The sequence below is a fragment of the Pseudonocardia sp. genome, assembly GCF_029263155.1.
Taxonomy (GTDB): domain Bacteria; phylum Actinomycetota; class Actinomycetes; order Mycobacteriales; family Pseudonocardiaceae; genus Pseudonocardia.
The window spans coordinates 1-15024 of sequence record NZ_JAJCYB010000128.1; the positions used below are offsets into that span (position 1 = coordinate 1).

16 protein-coding genes are annotated in these 15024 nt (G+C 72.5%); 5 read left to right on the forward strand and 11 right to left on the reverse strand.

All coding sequences use genetic code 11. The features are described 5' to 3' along the window. Positions 1-489: 489 nt before the first annotated feature. The 11 genes from Q1K26_RS27105 to Q1K26_RS27155 are packed head-to-tail and all read right to left on the reverse strand — an operon-like array spanning position 490 to position 10975. Positions 490-1176: a TetR/AcrR family transcriptional regulator gene (locus Q1K26_RS27105; RefSeq protein WP_300019139.1), complete on the reverse strand. Its 687-nt coding sequence runs from the start codon at positions 1174-1176 to the stop codon at positions 490-492. A 53-nt stretch (positions 1177-1229) separates the two neighbouring features. Then, positions 1230-2222 (reverse strand): phosphotransferase family protein, encoded by a 993-nt coding sequence (locus tag Q1K26_RS27110; RefSeq protein ID WP_300019141.1) that lies wholly within the window; start codon positions 2220-2222, stop codon positions 1230-1232. Beyond that, positions 2219-3259 carry a TIGR03857 family LLM class F420-dependent oxidoreductase gene (locus Q1K26_RS27115; protein WP_300019143.1) on the reverse strand — a complete coding sequence of 347 codons (1041 nt, stop codon included), beginning with the start codon at positions 3257-3259 and terminating at the stop codon, positions 2219-2221. Before Q1K26_RS27115 ends, Q1K26_RS27110 begins: the two co-directional genes overlap by 4 nt. A gap of 2 nt (positions 3260-3261) precedes the next feature. Next, the gene (locus Q1K26_RS27120) at positions 3262-4428 is read right to left on the reverse strand and encodes an ABC transporter substrate-binding protein (protein ID WP_300019145.1); all 1167 of its coding nucleotides are present in this window, start codon (positions 4426-4428) and stop codon (positions 3262-3264) included. Then, the gene (locus tag Q1K26_RS27125) at positions 4425-5177 is read right to left on the reverse strand and encodes an ABC transporter ATP-binding protein (protein WP_300019147.1); all 753 of its coding nucleotides are present in this window, start codon (positions 5175-5177) and stop codon (positions 4425-4427) included. The genes Q1K26_RS27120 and Q1K26_RS27125 overlap by 4 nt, the downstream gene beginning before the upstream one ends. Next, positions 5158-7851 (reverse strand): branched-chain amino acid ABC transporter permease/ATP-binding protein, encoded by a 2694-nt coding sequence (locus Q1K26_RS27130; protein ID WP_300019149.1) that lies wholly within the window; start codon positions 7849-7851, stop codon positions 5158-5160. The genes Q1K26_RS27125 and Q1K26_RS27130 overlap by 20 nt, the downstream gene beginning before the upstream one ends. Further along, positions 7848-8063 (reverse strand): hypothetical protein, encoded by a 216-nt coding sequence (locus Q1K26_RS27135; protein WP_300019151.1) that lies wholly within the window; start codon positions 8061-8063, stop codon positions 7848-7850. The genes Q1K26_RS27130 and Q1K26_RS27135 overlap by 4 nt, the downstream gene beginning before the upstream one ends. Further along, positions 8060-9448, reverse strand: a complete 1389-nt coding sequence (locus Q1K26_RS27140) for an AMP-binding protein (RefSeq protein ID WP_300019153.1) — start codon at positions 9446-9448, stop codon at positions 8060-8062. Before Q1K26_RS27140 ends, Q1K26_RS27135 begins: the two co-directional genes overlap by 4 nt. A gap of 8 nt (positions 9449-9456) precedes the next feature. Beyond that, positions 9457-10251, reverse strand: a complete 795-nt coding sequence (locus Q1K26_RS27145) for an enoyl-CoA hydratase/isomerase family protein (protein ID WP_300019165.1) — start codon at positions 10249-10251, stop codon at positions 9457-9459. Further along, a complete protein-coding gene (locus Q1K26_RS27150) occupies positions 10251-10589 on the reverse strand; it encodes a MaoC/PaaZ C-terminal domain-containing protein (RefSeq protein WP_300019155.1) in 339 nt (112 codons plus the stop codon). Before Q1K26_RS27150 ends, Q1K26_RS27145 begins: the two co-directional genes overlap by 1 nt. Beyond that, positions 10586-10975, reverse strand: coding sequence for a MaoC family dehydratase N-terminal domain-containing protein (locus Q1K26_RS27155; RefSeq protein WP_300019157.1), 390 nt, complete (start codon positions 10973-10975; stop codon positions 10586-10588). The genes Q1K26_RS27150 and Q1K26_RS27155 overlap by 4 nt, the downstream gene beginning before the upstream one ends. A gap of 217 nt (positions 10976-11192) precedes the next feature. Here Q1K26_RS27155 and Q1K26_RS27160 point away from each other — a divergent pair, with 217 nt between their 5' ends. From Q1K26_RS27160 to Q1K26_RS27180, 5 genes are all read left to right on the forward strand, one after another. Further along, positions 11193-11912 carry a Phenylacetic acid catabolic protein gene (locus Q1K26_RS27160; RefSeq protein WP_300019159.1) on the forward strand — a complete coding sequence of 240 codons (720 nt, stop codon included), beginning with the start codon at positions 11193-11195 and terminating at the stop codon, positions 11910-11912. Continuing rightward, positions 11912-12202, forward strand: a complete 291-nt coding sequence (locus Q1K26_RS27165) for a hypothetical protein (RefSeq protein ID WP_300019161.1) — start codon at positions 11912-11914, stop codon at positions 12200-12202. The genes Q1K26_RS27160 and Q1K26_RS27165 overlap by 1 nt, the downstream gene beginning before the upstream one ends. Next, entirely contained in the window at positions 12199-12486 is a 288-nt protein-coding gene (locus Q1K26_RS27170) for a hypothetical protein (protein WP_300019163.1), read from the forward strand. The genes Q1K26_RS27165 and Q1K26_RS27170 overlap by 4 nt, the downstream gene beginning before the upstream one ends. A gap of 210 nt (positions 12487-12696) precedes the next feature. Then, entirely contained in the window at positions 12697-13428 is a 732-nt protein-coding gene (locus Q1K26_RS27175; protein ID WP_300019167.1) for an excalibur calcium-binding domain-containing protein, read from the forward strand. Positions 13429-13667: 239 nt separating this feature from the next. Next, positions 13668-14984, forward strand: a complete 1317-nt coding sequence (locus tag Q1K26_RS27180; protein ID WP_363320554.1) for an IS256 family transposase — start codon at positions 13668-13670, stop codon at positions 14982-14984. The last annotated feature ends 40 nt before the right edge of the window (positions 14985-15024 follow it).

Below are 15024 nucleotides of genomic sequence, written 5' to 3' on the forward strand. Positions count from 1 at the left end.
AAACGAGCCCGACACAACAGCTACCGGGTCAAGAAGACCAGCGAGCCGGCCAGCATCCGCCACCGAGCACCGGCCACGATCAACATCCGCGGGCTGAAACCCAGGTCGGCAGCATGATCGACTTAAGCTACGTGGCATTGCTCTCGGGGCACGGTGACGCGCGTACGACCCGAACAGATGCATCTACTGGATCACGTCGAGCTGCCAGCTCCACCGGCGTCGACGCGACGCACCATCTCGATCAACAATGCAGTTGCCCGCGTTCGCTTCACGAAACTGCCCCCTCCCCCGGTGGCCGACGAACGTCCAGTGGGAACCCGGTCGCAGACCTCCGTCAAGACTGCTGATGTGCGCTACGTCATCCGCATGAACCCCTGCCGTACGCAGGGATGCAACGCGTGCGGGTTCATTTCCCCCCTCGGACACAAGATCGGCTCCCTGAGCTGCAGCGGTCTCGTGTCACGGGCGGCGCCGTGGCTCGCGGACCGTTCACGTGGCGATCGTTACGCCAGAGGACGGCACGGCGTCGAGGTCGACGTCGGCGCCGAGCACCAGCCGGATCATCGTCGTGGCGACGGCGTCGGGGTCGTCCCGCTGCGGGTCGAACCATTTGTAGATCCAGCTGGTCATGCCGATCAGCGCGTGCGCGGCGTGTCGCGGGTCGACCGAGGCCACCACTCCGGCCTCGACCGCGGCGGTGACGACTGAGGCGAAGCGCCGTACGTACTCGCGTTCCTTGCGGGTGATCTGGTCCTGGTAGGCGTCGTCGAGGCGGGGACGCTGATCGAAGAACACGGCGAACAGGCTGGGGTCGGCGGCCACCATCCGGACCTGGTGCCCGACCAGCGCCGCGAGCTGCTGGCGCGGGTCGGCGATCCCGGCCAGCTCGTCGAGGCGCTGCAGCGAGATCGTCAGTGCCCGGTCGAAGATCAGGTAGAGGAGCTGGGCCTTGCTGCGGAGGTAGTGGTAGAGGCTCGCGCGGCGCAGGTCGAGCGCGGCGGCGACGTCGTCGAGCGAGCCGGAGTCGTAGCCCTGGTCGTGGAAGACCTTGATCCCCGTCTCGATGATCTCGTCGAGGCGGGCGAGGTACTCGGGCGACGGCTCGGTCAGCCGCGGGCGGCCGGGCCGGCGGCGCGGCGCACCGTCGGGCGTCGACCGGCGGGCCGGAGGCGGCATGCGGAACTCCCTCACTCCTGGTCCCGGGCGACGGGCTGCACCGGGACCGTGACCTACTGTAGAGACGCCGGGGCCGCCGGCCGTGCCGACCCGGCGCCGCGGAGATCATCGTCGAGCTGCTCCGACAGCCTCCGCAGCAGGTCGCGCTCCCGTCCGGGCCCCAGACGATCGAGTACCCGCCGGGTCAGGGCGGCCATCTTCACCGCCCCCAGCACCGTCCAGAACTCCAGCGCGGAGCGGTCGACGGGACGGCTCGCGTCCCGCTCGTAGAGCTCCACCCAGCGGTCGACGGGCACCAGCCCGCCGATGAGCCCGGTGCCGAGCCGCCAGCAGGAGAGCGCGGCGAAGGCGAGGTCCTCCAGCGGGTCCCCGGCGTGCGCCATCTCCCAGTCGAGCACGGCGCGGAACCCCTCGGGCCCGTGGACGATGTTGCCGGTGCGGTAGTCGCCGTGCACGAGCACGACCCTGTCCGGTGGCGGCGGGAGGTGCCCGTCGAGCCAGCGCTGCGCCGCACGGACGGCGTAGGTCCGGGCGGCGGGCACGGTGTCCAGCGCCCGCGCCCACCGCGCCACCTCGCGCGGGGCGACGTCGCCGGGTGCCGACGGCGGGCCCACCACGGCGGGCAGGCCGACGACGTGCACCGCGGCGAGCACGGCGGCCAGCTGCGCGCCGAGCGCGTCGCGGCGGGCGACGTGGTGCGGGTCGCGCAGCAGCGGGCCGACCGACGCGGTGCCCGGCACGCGGTCCATCACGAGGAACGGGCGGCCCAGCGGGCCGTCGGCGCCGCCCGCGGTGAGCACCCCGGGCACCGGCAGACCGGCACCGTGCAGCCCGGCCAGCAGCCGGGCCTCGGCTTCGCGGCCGAGCGACTCCGCGCTGCCGACCACGCCGCTCGGCAGGTCGGCGCAGAGGATCAGCGGCCGCTCCCGCCCCTCGACGCCGGCGTCGAAGGACCACATCTCCCGCGAGTAGCCACCCTTGAGCCGCTCCAGGCGGCGGACCGGCCCGCCCACCACGCCCGCCAGCACCTCCGCCGTAACGGTCACGACGGAACACCGATCGCCGCCCATGCCGCCGCCATCCCGGCCGCCTCCGCGGGCGACGCCCCGTGCACCAGCACCTCGTCGGCACCCGCGGCGCGGTACTGCGCCCCCCTGGCCGCGCAATGCGCGCCCGTCCCCACGGCGGCGCCCTCGGCGAACCAGGCGTCGGGCAGCACCTCCGCGGACGCGACAAGCCGGTCGCGGGTGAACGCGGTGTCCGCGATGCCGCCGCCGGCCAGCGACGGGTGCCGGCGCAGTCGCTCCAGCACGGCCGGGTCCCAGCCGTTGCGTCCGACGAGCAGCTCACCGAGACCGCGGACCTGGAAGTAGCTGACTGCGCGGGCCCGCACGGCGAGGTCGGCGCGCTCCGCCGAGAGGTCGGGCGCGGCCACCAGCGTCGTGACTACGCGCACTGCCGCCGGGTCGCGCCCGGCCCGCTCCGCCGCCCCGCGGACGGTGGCGACCGACTCGGCGACGGCGTCGACGGAAAGGAACGGATGTAGCAGTACGCCGTCGAAGGCGCGCCCGGCAAGCTCCAGCCCGCGCGGGCCGATCGTCGCGAGCACGACCGGCGGCGTGCCGTGGGGCGGCAGGTCGGAGAAGCGCATCCCGCGGAACGACCCGGCCGGACCCTCCTCGGTGACCCGCTCCCCCGCCCACAGCCTGCGCAGTACCGACACCAGATGCTCCAGCCCGGCCAGCGTCGGATTCGGCACGCCGAGCGAGGGCGCCAGCGCGCCCATCCCCCGGCCCAGACCGAGTACGAACCGGCCCCCGCTGAGCGCGTGCGCGGTGGCGGCCATCGACGCCAGCGTCAGCGGATGCCGGGTGGACTGGCGCACCACTCCGGTGGCCACCCGCACGCGGGTGGTGGTCGCGGCCACCGCCCCGCACACCACGCCCGCGTCCTTGACGTCGAGACGCTCACTGACCCAGACCGTGCCGAAGCCGGCCCGCTCCGCGTCGCGCGCCTCACCCAGCACCGCGCCGGGGTCGGGCGCGCGGCCAGGCAGGACGTAGACGCCGAGGTCGTCGTGCACGCTCACCCCTGCGCGGCCGCGGCGGACCAGGTGCCGCCCGCCGGGTCGTAGCGCATCATCACGTAGTTGCCCTCCGGCGCAGGCCGGTGCCGGTCCGGGGTGTAGTCCAATCGCCAGTTCAGGCCCTGGAAGCCGGTGAGGCCGTCCAGGTGCGCGGAGATCGCGGCGGGCTCGCCGCCCGCGGTGCCCAGCGCGCTGACGATGAGCTGGAACGCGTCGTACGCGCCCTGCACGACGAACGAGACCGGGGCGCCCGCGCGCTCCTCGAACGCGGTCTGGAAGGTCCGCACCTGCTCGGCGCGGGCCGGGTCGTCGAGGGTGTCGGGGTCCCAGGCTGCGGACACGGCGAACAGCGTCTCTGTCGGCATGTCCGGCCCGGCGGCCTGCAGGAACCCGTTGGTGGTGTTCGACCAGATCAGCGCCGTGGGCAGGTCCGCACCAAGCTGCCCGAGCCCCTTGAGCGCGACGCCCGCGGCCGCCCCTGAGGTGGCGACGTAGACGTATTGCGGGTCGGTCTCCAGCAGCCGGTTGAGCTGGGCGGAGGCGTCGACGTCGGTGGGGCCCATGCGCTCGACGGCCAGCTGCAGGCCCAGCTCGGCGTTGGCCGCTTCCAGGTTCTGCACGGCGGTCTCGCCGGTGAGGTCGGTGGTGGCGAGCACGGCCACGCGCTGCAGCCCGCGCTCGGCCGCCAGCTCCAGGGTGACCCGGTCGAGCTCGACCGAGTTGCCGGCCGCGGAGAAGATCGGGTCGCCGGGCTCGGTCGTGGCGTAGGGCGACGGCGTGACCGAGGGCGGCCCGGCCGAGAGCACCGGCCGCGCGCCGGCGTGCGAGCCGCCGATCACCGGCCCGTAGATCATGTTCACCTCGTCCTGCTGCACGAGCTTGCGTGCGCAGGCCGCAGCCCCGTCCGGGGTGGTGCGGTCGTCGCACACGATGTACTCGATCTGCAGGTCGCGGGCGGCCGGGTCGATCTCGCGGAACACCTCCAGCGCGGTGTTGAAGTCGTTGCCGATCGCCGACGCCGGCCCGGTGAGCGGCAGGATCACGCCGACCCGGTAGCCCTCGCCGGGCCCGGTCGGGGCCTCGGCGGATCCGCCGCCGCACCCGGCCAGCACCAGCGCCAGCGCCGCGACGGCGGCCAGGCGCCTGCGTGGGGAAGTCGTCCTCATCGATGCTCCCTCGTTCCTTCTCCGAGGAAGGCCGACCGCAGGCTGCTCGCCTCGAGCTGCTCCGCCGTGCCCTCCGTGACCACCCGACCGCCGTGCATGACGTACGACCGCGTGGCGACCCGGAGGGCCGCTGCGGCGTTCTGCTCCGCGACCAGCACCGTGATGCCGTCGCGGTTCGCGTGCGCCAGGTCGGCGAAGACCTGGCGGACGAGCTTGGGGGCGAGCCCGAGCGAGGGCTCGTCGAGCACCAGCAGCGTCGGGCGAGCCATCAGCGCCCGGCCGATGGCCACCATCTGCTGCTCGCCGCCGGACAGTGACCCGGCGAGCTGCCGGGTCCGCTCGCCCAGCACCGGGAACCGGTCGTACACCTCGGCCAGCGCGCGGGTCACGGCGGGCGAGGAGTACCGGCGGTTCCACGTGGCGGTGCCGAGCAGCAGGTTGTCGCGCACCGAGAGCTCGGGGACGAGCCCGCGCCCCTCCGGCACGACGGCCACCCCGGCCCGGGCGACGCGGTGCGCGGGAAGGCCGCGCAGCTCCCGCCCGTCGAGGGTGACCGAGCCCGCCGTGACCCGGGCGTCCCCGACGAGCGCGCGCAGCAGGGTGGTCTTGCCGACCCCGTTGGCCCCGAGCACGGCGACGAACTCCCCCGTCCCGACGCGCAGCGACGCCTCGCGCACCACCGTGACCGGGCCGAACCCGGCCGTCAGCCCGGTGACGCGCAGGCCGGCTTCAGACCCCGAGGTAGGCATCGAGCACCTCCTGGTTGCTGCGCACGTCGGCCGGCGTGCCGGAGCCGATGACCCGGCCTTGGCTCAGCACGACGATCTCGTCGCAGACGTCCATCACGAGCTCCATCTCGTGCTCGACGAGCACGACGGCCACACCCCACGCCGCGACCTGGCGCAGGACGGCGCCGAGGCGGGCGACCTCGTCGCCGTACAGGCCGCCCGCAGGCTCGTCGGCCAGCAGCACACGCGGGCGGCCGGCGAGCGCTCTGGCCAGCTCCAGCATCTTCTGCTGGCCGGTGGACAGCGTGCCGGCTGGAGAGTCGGCGAGGTGGGCGATGCCGGTCAGCTCCAGCGCGTCCCGCCCGGCCCGGGACATCCCGGCCCGCTCGGCCGCGGTCGGCGTGAGCAGCCCGCGCAGCGCGCCGGTGCGGCCCAATCGGTACGCCCCGAGCGTCGCGACCTCCAGGACGGTCAGGTCGGCCGGCAGCCGCGGCAGCTGGAACGTGCGGGTCATGCCCAGGCGCGCCCGGACGTCGGCGGGCAGCTGGGTCACGTCGACGTCGCCCAACGCGACCGTGCCCGCGTCGGCGGCCAGGCTGCCGGCGAGCAGGCTCAGGCAGGTGCTCTTGCCCGCGCCGTTGGGCCCGATCAGCCCGACGATCCGGCCGGGGCGCACGGCGATGTCGACGCCGTCCACTGCCACGAGCCCGCCGAACCGCCTGTTCAGCGCCTCGGCGCGCAGGGCGGGACGGTCCGGCTCCGGCGCCGGGGCGTCCGGGACGACGTCGACGGCCTGCTCGGCGGCGGCCATGGCGACCGGAGCCGGGCCGGAGATCCGGGTCGCGACCCGGCCGGCCAGCGCCTGCACTCCGCCGACGACGCCGCCGCGCATCGCCAGCACGAGCGCCACCACCGCGAGGCCGTAGATCAGCAGCTGGTAGCGGGCGACGTCCTCGCCGAGCTCGGGCAGCAGCCGGACGATGGGGATGCCGACGAGCGCGCCCCACACTGTGCCGAACCCGCCGAGCAGCAGCCCGACCACGGAGTCGAACCCGGCGGTGAAGCCGAGCACCGGCGGGGAGACGAACAGCAGGATGTGCGCGTAGAGCACCCCGGCGACGGCCGCGAGCACCGAGGACGCGACGAACACGGCCAGCCGCACCCGGAACGGTGCCACCGCGGCGGCCGCGGCGAGCTGCTCGTCGTGGCCCACAGCGCGCATGCCGAGCCCGAACCGCGAGCGCACCATCCGCAGCGCCACCACCAGGCTCAGCGCCACCGCGATCCAGGTGGCCGCGAACAGCCGGTCCTGGGTGTCGAGCTCGAACCCGAACAGCGACAGCGTGGTCGACACCCCCACCCCGGACGGTCCGCCGAGCAGCCCGGGCAGGCCGTTGACCAGTGCTTCCGCGGCGATGGCGATGGCCAGCGTGGCGAGGGTGAAGTAGTAGCCGCGCAGCCGCAGCACGAGCGCCCCGAGCAGCAGGGCCAGCAGCGCGGTGCCGCCGATCGCCACCAGCACGGCCACCCCCGCGCCGACGTCCCACCACTGCGCCGAGAGCGCCACGAGGTAGGCCGAGACGCCGGTGAACGTCGTCTGGCCGAGCGAGAGCTGGCCGGTGTAGCCGAGCAGCAGGTCCAGCCCGATGCCGACGATGACGAACACGCCGATGAACGACCACACCGACACCCAGTACGGCGGCAGCAGCGCGGGGCCGGCCAGCGCGAAGACCACCACGAGCGCGACGCCGACGCCGGCCGCGCGGCGCGGGCGCAGCCGCACCAGCAGCGACGGCACGGCGACGTCGGGCAGCGCGGCGCGCTCCGGCGACCGGACCCGGCGCGTACGCAGCCCGCCGCCCTCCCGGCGCGCCCGGTACACCAGCACGACCACCAGCAGCGAGAGCGCGATCGGCGTGCGCAGCGCCGAGTCGAGGAAGTAGGCGGTCATCGCCTCCAGCACCCCGAGCAGCAGTCCGCCCGCCACCGCGCCGCGGATGGAACGCAACCCGCCGAACGCCGCGGCGATGAAGCCGAACACGGTGAGCAGCAGCCCGGACTGGTACGACACGAACACCAGCGGCGTGACGACCACCCCGGCCACCGCGCCCGCCGCCCCCGCCACTGCGAACGCCACGGTCGTGACGCCGCGGACGGGCACCCCGAGGATCCCGGCCCGGCCGGACAGCGCCGCCACCGCGCGCATCGCGACGCCGAGCAGGCTCCGGTGCAGCAGCAGCCACAGCGCGAGGCAGAGCAGCGCGAGCGCGGCGAACAGCACGAGCATCTGCGTGCCGACCCTGGCCCCGAGCAGCTCGAGCGGCGGCCCGGGCACGAGCTCGGGCAGGCTCCGCTCGTCGGTGCCCCAGATCAGCCGGGCCGCGCCGGCCATCGCCAGCGCCACCCCGATGCCGCCGAGTAGCTGGGAGGCGTGCGGGGCGTCGGCCAGGCGGGAGAACACGAGCCGCTCCAGCACCGCGGCGAGCACCGCGACCCCGGCCACGGCGAGCAGCGCGGCCACCCACACCGGCAGGCCCGCGGCCACAAGCGTCGTGGCCAGCAGCGCGCCGTAGACGTAGAACTCGCCCTGCGCGAGGTTGACGAACCGCGCCACGCCGAACACCAGGACGATGCCCAGCCCCAGCAGAGCGTAGATCGCGCCCGAGACCAGGCCCCCGAGCAGCGCCTGGGTCACGACGGGTGCTCGCCGGGGAACAGCTCGTCGGTGTGCCCGACGTAGCCGAGCGCCAGGAACATGTAGGCGTCGGCCATCTCCAACGCTCGGTCGACGGCCGGGGAGATCGCGGCAGCGCGCTCGCGGGCGAGGTGGGCGCGCAGCTCGACGAGCCGCTCGCGCTGCGCGTCGGCGTCGGCGCCGAGGGATGGGACGGTCTCGGTGGTCGTCATCGCGCGCCTCCCAGCGTCACGGCGGGCCGCTCGCTCGCGGAGCGGGTGTCGAAGATCCGCTTGGTCTTCAGCTCGTAGCGGGGCAGCGTCCCGGAGGGCACGACGTCGGTCTCCAGCCGGACGCCGACGTTCTCGCGCACGTGTGTGGCAAGCCGCGCGGCCAGCTCGCTGCACCCCTCGGACCCGTTCGATTCGGCGCGGACCAGCATGCGGTCCATGCCGTCGACGCGGCTGATGTGCAGCTCGTAGTGGTGCGAGAGCCCCGGTACCTCGCTGACCAGGTTCTCCACCGCCGTCGGGTACACGTTGACGCCGCGGATGGTGACCATGAAGTCGGCGCGGCCCAGTACGACGCCGGGGAAGTGCTTCCAGGTCCAGCCGCAGCCGTGGTCGGGCCGGTCGTCGATGCGGACGAGGTCGTGCGTGCGGTACTTGATGAACGGCTGCGTGAAGTGGGTGTAGCTGGTGATGACGTGCTCGCCGACCTCGCCGGACGCCACCGGGTCGCCCGAGTCGGGGCCGACGGAGTACGAGTGGCAGACGTCCTCGATGCCGTGCACGCCCCCGCCCCACTCCGCGCAGGACTGCCCGATGAACAGCGCCTCGCCGATGCCGTAGGCGTCGTAGATCTGCTCGACGCCCCACGCCTGCCGCAGCCGTTCCCGGGTGCCGGGCACGGAGAAGCCGGCCTCGCCGCCACCGGCCAACATCCGGACGCCCGCCTCACGGACGTCGAGGCCCTCGCGGCGGGCGATCTCGGCGAGGTGCAGCAGGTAGGTCGGCGTGCCGCAGACGATCGTGGGGCGCCGTTCCAAGATCTGCCGCACGCGCTGGACGCCGCTTGCCCCGCCCCCGGAGACGATCGTCAGCCCGAGGTTGCGGGCGCCCCAGTAGTAACTCCACAGCCCGATCCACATGCCGAAGTCGAAGCAGAAGTAGATCGAGTCCGACGACCGGATGCCGTGGTCCCACAGCCCGTAGCAGTACTGCGAGCCCGCCTTGTGCATCTCGTAGTCGCCGAACGCCTCGTTGAGGAACCGCCCGGTCGTGCCGGTGGTGTGAAAGTACTGCTGCCACTCCTGCTGCGGGAGCGCGATCCCGCCGAACCCGCTCTCCGCGGACTCCTGGTCGGCCACGTAGTCCGGCTTGTCGGTGAACGGGAGCCGGTGGTGGTAGTCGTCCCAGGTGCGGATGTCGGCGGGCTTGACGCCTGCGTCGTCGTAGAGGCGGCGGTGCAGCGGGGAGTGCTCGTAGGCCCAGCCGACGAGGTGGCGGATCCGCTGCAGGTGCAGCGCGTCGAGCTGCTCCCGGCTCGCGGTCTGCGTCGCGGCGTTCCAGTGCCGATGGGTGGTGGGCCTGTGGTGGGTGGCGGCGTCGGTGCTCACGGATCCTCCTAGCGGGCGGTCCACCGCGGCGGCCGCTTCTCCAGGAACGCGGCTGCTCCCTCGCGGTGGTCGTCGGTGGTCTTCAGGACACTCTGGCCAAGGCGCTCCAGGCGCCGTCCGGTCTCCGCGTCGACGTCGGTGCAGGTGTTGAGCACGAGCTTGGCCATCCCCAGCGCCAGCGGGGCGAGCCCGGCGAGCCGGGCGGCGATGCCGCGGGCGGCGTCGAGCGCGCCGCCTGCGGGCACCACCTCGGTGACCAGGCCCAGCTGGTGGGCCCGCGGGGCGCGCAGCGTGCCGCCGAGCATCACCAGCTCCTTGGCCTGCCCCAGGCCGAGGTGGCGCACGAGCCGGGAGCAGCCGCCGGAGCCGGGGATCAGCCCGACCCTGGCCTCCGGCATGACGAACCGGGCGTCCTCCCCCGCCACGCGGAAGTCGCAGGACAGGGCCAGCTCGAAGCCGCCACCTGCGGCCACGCCGTCGACGGCCGCGACTACCGGCACCTCCATCGCCTCGATCGTGTCGAACACGTCGTGGATGCGGTGGGCGTGCGCGCGGAACCCCCTCGTGCCCAGCGCGGTCAGGTCGCCCATGCCGCCGACGTCCTCACCCGCGGAGAACGCGCGCTCCCCCGCCCCGGTGACGATCAGGACGCGAACGCCAGCGTCGAGCGCGGTGTCCTCCACGACCTCGCGCATCTCCTGGCGCATCTGTGCGTTCCAGGAGTTCATCCGCTCCGGGCGGTTCAGCGTGAGCACGCGGACGCCGTCGGCCTCGTCGTTGACGGTGACGAACTCGTGCCCCATCACGACGTCCCGAGCTGCACCGTCGCCACCACGGACCCGTCGGCCTTGCGCACCTCGACGCCCCCGTCGACGGGCACCACCACCAGCTCGTCGCCGGGAAACACCGGGGCGGAGAGCCGTGCCTTCACCGAGCGCAGGGCGTCGGGGCCGAGCTGCTCGACGACGGCGTCGAGTGCGAGGGTGACGGTGAGCGGGCCGTGCGCGATCACCGACGGCAGGCCGGCGGCGCGGGCGAACTCGTCATCGACGTGCACCGGGTTGAAGTCACCGACGGCACCGGCGTACCGCGCGATCTGCACGCGGTTCACCGGACCGCGCCTGCTCTCCCGGATGCTCATGCCGACCCCCGCTCGATGAAGGTCACCGACTGGCGCTGCACGAGCGCCCCATCGGCCCCGGTGAACTCGGCGACAACCACGCCGAACTGGTTGGCGCCCTTGCGGTAGACGTCGTCGACGGTGACGCGCACGTGCACGGTCTCGCCCGCGGCGAAGGGGCGCTGCCACTCGTACTCGATGCCCGCGAGCAGCGCCCTGGACAGGTCGAGCCCCAGCCCGTCGACGGCAGTGGACTCGCCGCCCACGGTGGCGCCGAACCACGGCACGAGCGTGGCGGTGCCGGCCCCCGAGGGCGTGCCGATCGCGCGTTCCAGGGCCGTCAGCGTGGCGGCTGAGACCGTGAGGTCGTCCTCCACCAGCGTCTTTCCCTTGGCGTCCTCGTGCATCAAGGCCTCCGCTCCGTGTTCTTCCGACGAGTCGGTCGAATAATCTGGGAGTGGTTGCCGTCACGTCAAGAGGTCGTCACAGGACCACTCCGATGTCGCAATCGACCGTCCCCGAGCGGCGGTCTGGCGTCAAGACTTAATTCAACCGACGCGTACGTTGACGAAACCTGTTTCGTCGTCCTACCGTCGGGACACCGCAACCGAGGGGAGTCGGGCAATGAGTGTCGAGGCGACGCAGCGCGTGTACCGGGAGGGTGACCCGGACATCCCGGAGGAGTTCCGCGAGCTCCTCGTCCGGATGCTCAGCCACCATCTGGAGAACTCCACCAACCCGCAGTACACGGCGTTGCTCAGCGTTCTGTGGGACAAGTGCATGACGCTCGCGCCAACCGAGAAGCTCAAGACCACCTTCGCCAAGCTCATGGCGCAGGAGGTCGAGCACGGCGTCATCACCGCGCGGATCCTGGAGGGCCTGGGCGTAGGGCCGATCGACGCGCCGATCAAGCAGTACCTGTTCCACCTGCCGATCGACACGTTCTGCGACCTCGCGTACTTCAACGGCCTCGGTGACCGCGTCGGCTGCTACATCGGCGAGACCTGGGAGGGCGTGCCCTACGAGCCGCTGCTCTCGGTGGCCGAACGGCTGCACAAGGACGAGGTCTTCCACGCGACGCTGGGCATGAGCAACCTCAAGCGCGTCTGCTCCACCCCGGAGGGGATGGAGGAGGCCAACGAGAAGATCAAGACGTGGTGGCCGGCCGCGCTGGACATGTTCGGCCGCTCCGACAGCGACTTCTCCGACGCCTACGTGCGCTGGGGGCTGCGCACGAAGAACAACGCCGACCTGCGCAACGACTACATCGCCGACACCCGGCCGATGCTCACCGCGCTCGGCATCGAGGTGCCCGACGACACCGCGAACCGGCGCTTCCTCTGATGCGCGACCCGCTGCTGGCCCGCAGGCCACGATCCGACGGATGGCAGGTCACCGTCACCCGGCCCGATCCGCGGGCGATGCTGTTCGACGTCGCGCTGTCGGACTATCGCGAGTTCTTCTTCGTCGCCGCGGGCGAGCGGTCGATCGCGATCACCATGTACGACACCAGCGACGACGCCTTCCCCGAGCCGCAGACGTTCGTGTTCGCCAAGCCCTACGGGTGGCAGGACGGCCTGCCCGACGACGAGGCGCTGCTGCAGGTGTGGCAGGCCGTCGGCGTGCAGCGATGACACGGTCGTTCACCGTGCGCGGCACCCGGAACGGCAGCCTCGTGCACGTCACCTGGACCGACGGGACGCTCACCGGCGACCCCCCGACCGTCGACCTGCTCGAGGTCCAGGCGGACATCGCGGACACGATGCACGGCGACGACCACGCCGCACGCGCGTTCCCGGCTCTCGCCGCGCTGCCGCCGCACCCGCTGGCCGACCCGTCCAGCGCCTACCGACTGATCATCCACGTGTTCGACTCCGTACGACAGACAGAGGGCGCCGTCCCCCGTCCGAGTTCGTGACGTAGGTGCTGGTTCCGCTGCCGGCGGCTCACCGGCAGCGCGGAGGTGGGACGGAGCAGCGTTAACGATGCCGACCCCGACCGCGAAGGACGGGCGTGGGCGGTGCTGATCGGCGGCGCCCTACTCGTCGGAGCCTGCAACCAGGTCGGCTCCGCATCCGGCTCGGGCTCCACCTCGGAGGACCACACGCTCTCCGAACGCTGGAACCTGATGCTGGACTCCATCACCGACTCGACCTCGTCCGGCCGATCAGCCCGGACGGGAGTCTGCAGCGGCCCCGACGAGAGCGGCCCCTACAGCGGCTTGCCCGGCTGCCGGGCAGGTGGCGAGACCGCCACCGTCCGCCCGCGTGATCGACGGCGACACCCTGCGCCTGACCGACGGCCGCGAAGTCCAGCTCATCGGCATCGACGCACCGGAAGTCGACGACTGTTCCGGCGACGACGCCACCCGCCACGCCCGCACCCGCTTCGAAGGCGAGCGAGTCACTTTGCACGACGAACCAGGCGTGAGCACCGCCCGGTCCGGCCGCCTGCTCGCCTACGTCCGCTACGACGGCCCGGACACCGACGACGACCTGGACTACAGCCTCGCCTACAACGACCTCGCCGTCCCCTACCCCCGCCTACGCCGACAACCCCTGCTACACCGCCAACATCGCCCAGGCCGCCAACGAGACCCTCCGCCACCGACACCTGCGAGCACTCTTCGGCCCGAGCCACCGAGCCCGACGAGGACGACCCCGACGAGACCATCGGTCGGCCGCGCCACTCCTCGACGCCCCCCGTGCACCACAAGCAGGACCGGCGCCGGGCACTGACTGAGTTCTACTCGGACTGCGCCGCGGCACGATCGGCCGGCAGCGCGCCGCTCCGCAGCGGCGAAACCGGCTACCGCCCGGCACTGGACCGCGACAGCGACGGAGTCGCCTGTGAGAACTGAACCGCAGCCCCGCGGCTGCCAGGGCACGTCCCGGGCCGACAGAGCCTCGGGCCGTCCATGAGTCCGATGCTCGACCGAGCGGACGCCGGACTGGCTGGAACGGCAAGCCTCAGACCTGCGACCGCGCCGGCGGCACGCTTTGCGCTCGCCGCGCGCCTTGCTCCTAGCAGGAAGCTTCGCGTCGAGACATCTACGGGACTGTAAGAACATCGGTGTAACTCCGATCAAGGAGAGCTTCGATGACAGATGTGATGCCCGAGCAGGTAGTGGATCTGGATGCGGTCCTCGGTGACGAGCCGGTAGCACCTGTCGGTGACGAGCTGGAGCCGGTCGACGAGCAGCTGATCGCCCGGCTCGCTGGGCGTGCACGGGCCGGCGGGCTGCAGCTCACCGGCGAGGGCGGGCTCCTCGCGCAGCTCACCAAGCGACTGGTCGAGTCCGCGCTCGAGGGTGAGATCACCGATCACCTCGGCTACGGCCGCCACGACGCCGCGGGCCGTGACGGCGGGAACTCCCGCAACGGCCACCGCGCCAAGACGGTGCTCACCGAGGTAGGGCCGGTCGAGATCGACGTGCCCCGTGACCGCGACGCCAGCTTCGAGCCGAAGATCGTGGCGAAGCGGCAGAAGCGCCTGTCCGGGGTCGACGAGATGGTGATCTCGTTGTCGGCGAAGGGCCTGACCACCGGGGAGATCTCCGCGCACCTGGCCGAGGTCTACGGCGCGCAGGTGTCACGGCAGACGATCTCCACGATCACCGACAAGGTCATCGAGGGTATGACCGAGTGGCAGAACCGGCCGCTGGACCCGATCTACCCGGTCATCTTCATCGACGCCATCCACGTGAAGATCCGCGACGGGAAGGTGTCCAACCGGCCGATCTACGTCGCGCTCGCGGTGACCTGCGAGGGCCATCGCGACATCCTCGGGCTCTGGGCCGGGGACGGCGGCGAGGGCGCCAAGCACTGGCTGCACGTGCTCACCGAGCTCAAGAACCGCGGCGTCGAGGACGTGTGCATGGTCGTCTGCGACGGCCTCAAAGACCTCCCGGACGCGATCGAGGCCGTCTGGCCGCGCGCGGTCACCCAGACCTGCGTGGTGCACCTGCTGCGCAACAGCTTCCGCTACGCGGGGCGCCAGCACTACGACGCGATCGCCAAAGCGCTGCGCCCGATCTACACCGCACCCACCGAGGCCGCGGCCATGGAGCGGTTCCTGGAGTTCTGCGAGACCTGGGGCGAGCGCTACCCGGCGATCGTGCGGTTGTGGGAGAACGCGTGGGCGGAGTTCGTGCCGTTCCTGGGCTTCGACACCGAGATTCGCAAGGTCATCTGCTCGACCAACGCCATCGAGTCGGTCAACGCCCGCATCCGTCGGGCCGTGAAAGCCCGCGGGCACTTCCCCAACGAGGCCGCCGCGCTCAAATGCGTCTACATGGCGATCATGAGCCTCGACCCCACCGGCCAGGGCCGCAAGCGCTGGATGATGCGCTGGAAACCCGCCCTCAACGCCTTCGAGATGACCTTCGACGGCCGACTCGCCGCTGGCCGTCGGTAGACCCGACCAACATCAGTTACACCGTTCAGTTGACAGTCCC

Bases quoted from the DNA above. Each gene is read 5' to 3' on its own strand.
- Q1K26_RS27105 (WP_300019139.1), bottom strand. From the start codon at position 1,176: ATGCCGCCTCCGGCCCGCCGGTCGACGCCCGACGGTGCGCCGCGCCGC.
- Q1K26_RS27160 (WP_300019159.1), top strand. From the start codon at position 11,193: ATGAGTGTCGAGGCGACGCAGCGCGTGTACCGGGAGGGTGACCCGGAC.
- Q1K26_RS27120 (WP_300019145.1), bottom strand. From the start codon at position 4,428: ATGAGGACGACTTCCCCACGCAGGCGCCTGGCCGCCGTCGCGGCGCTG.
- Q1K26_RS27165 (WP_300019161.1), top strand. From the start codon at position 11,912: ATGCGCGACCCGCTGCTGGCCCGCAGGCCACGATCCGACGGATGGCAG.
- Q1K26_RS27180 (WP_363320554.1), top strand. From the start codon at position 13,668: ATGACAGATGTGATGCCCGAGCAGGTAGTGGATCTGGATGCGGTCCTC.
- Q1K26_RS27135 (WP_300019151.1), bottom strand. From the start codon at position 8,063: ATGACGACCACCGAGACCGTCCCATCCCTCGGCGCCGACGCCGACGCG.
- Q1K26_RS27150 (WP_300019155.1), bottom strand. From the start codon at position 10,589: ATGAGCATCCGGGAGAGCAGGCGCGGTCCGGTGAACCGCGTGCAGATC.
- Q1K26_RS27170 (WP_300019163.1), top strand. From the start codon at position 12,199: ATGACACGGTCGTTCACCGTGCGCGGCACCCGGAACGGCAGCCTCGTG.
- Q1K26_RS27145 (WP_300019165.1), bottom strand. From the start codon at position 10,251: ATGGGGCACGAGTTCGTCACCGTCAACGACGAGGCCGACGGCGTCCGC.
- Q1K26_RS27175 (WP_300019167.1), top strand. From the start codon at position 12,697: ATGCTGGACTCCATCACCGACTCGACCTCGTCCGGCCGATCAGCCCGG.
- Q1K26_RS27125 (WP_300019147.1), bottom strand. From the start codon at position 5,177: ATGCCTACCTCGGGGTCTGAAGCCGGCCTGCGCGTCACCGGGCTGACG.
- Q1K26_RS27155 (WP_300019157.1), bottom strand. From the start codon at position 10,975: ATGCACGAGGACGCCAAGGGAAAGACGCTGGTGGAGGACGACCTCACG.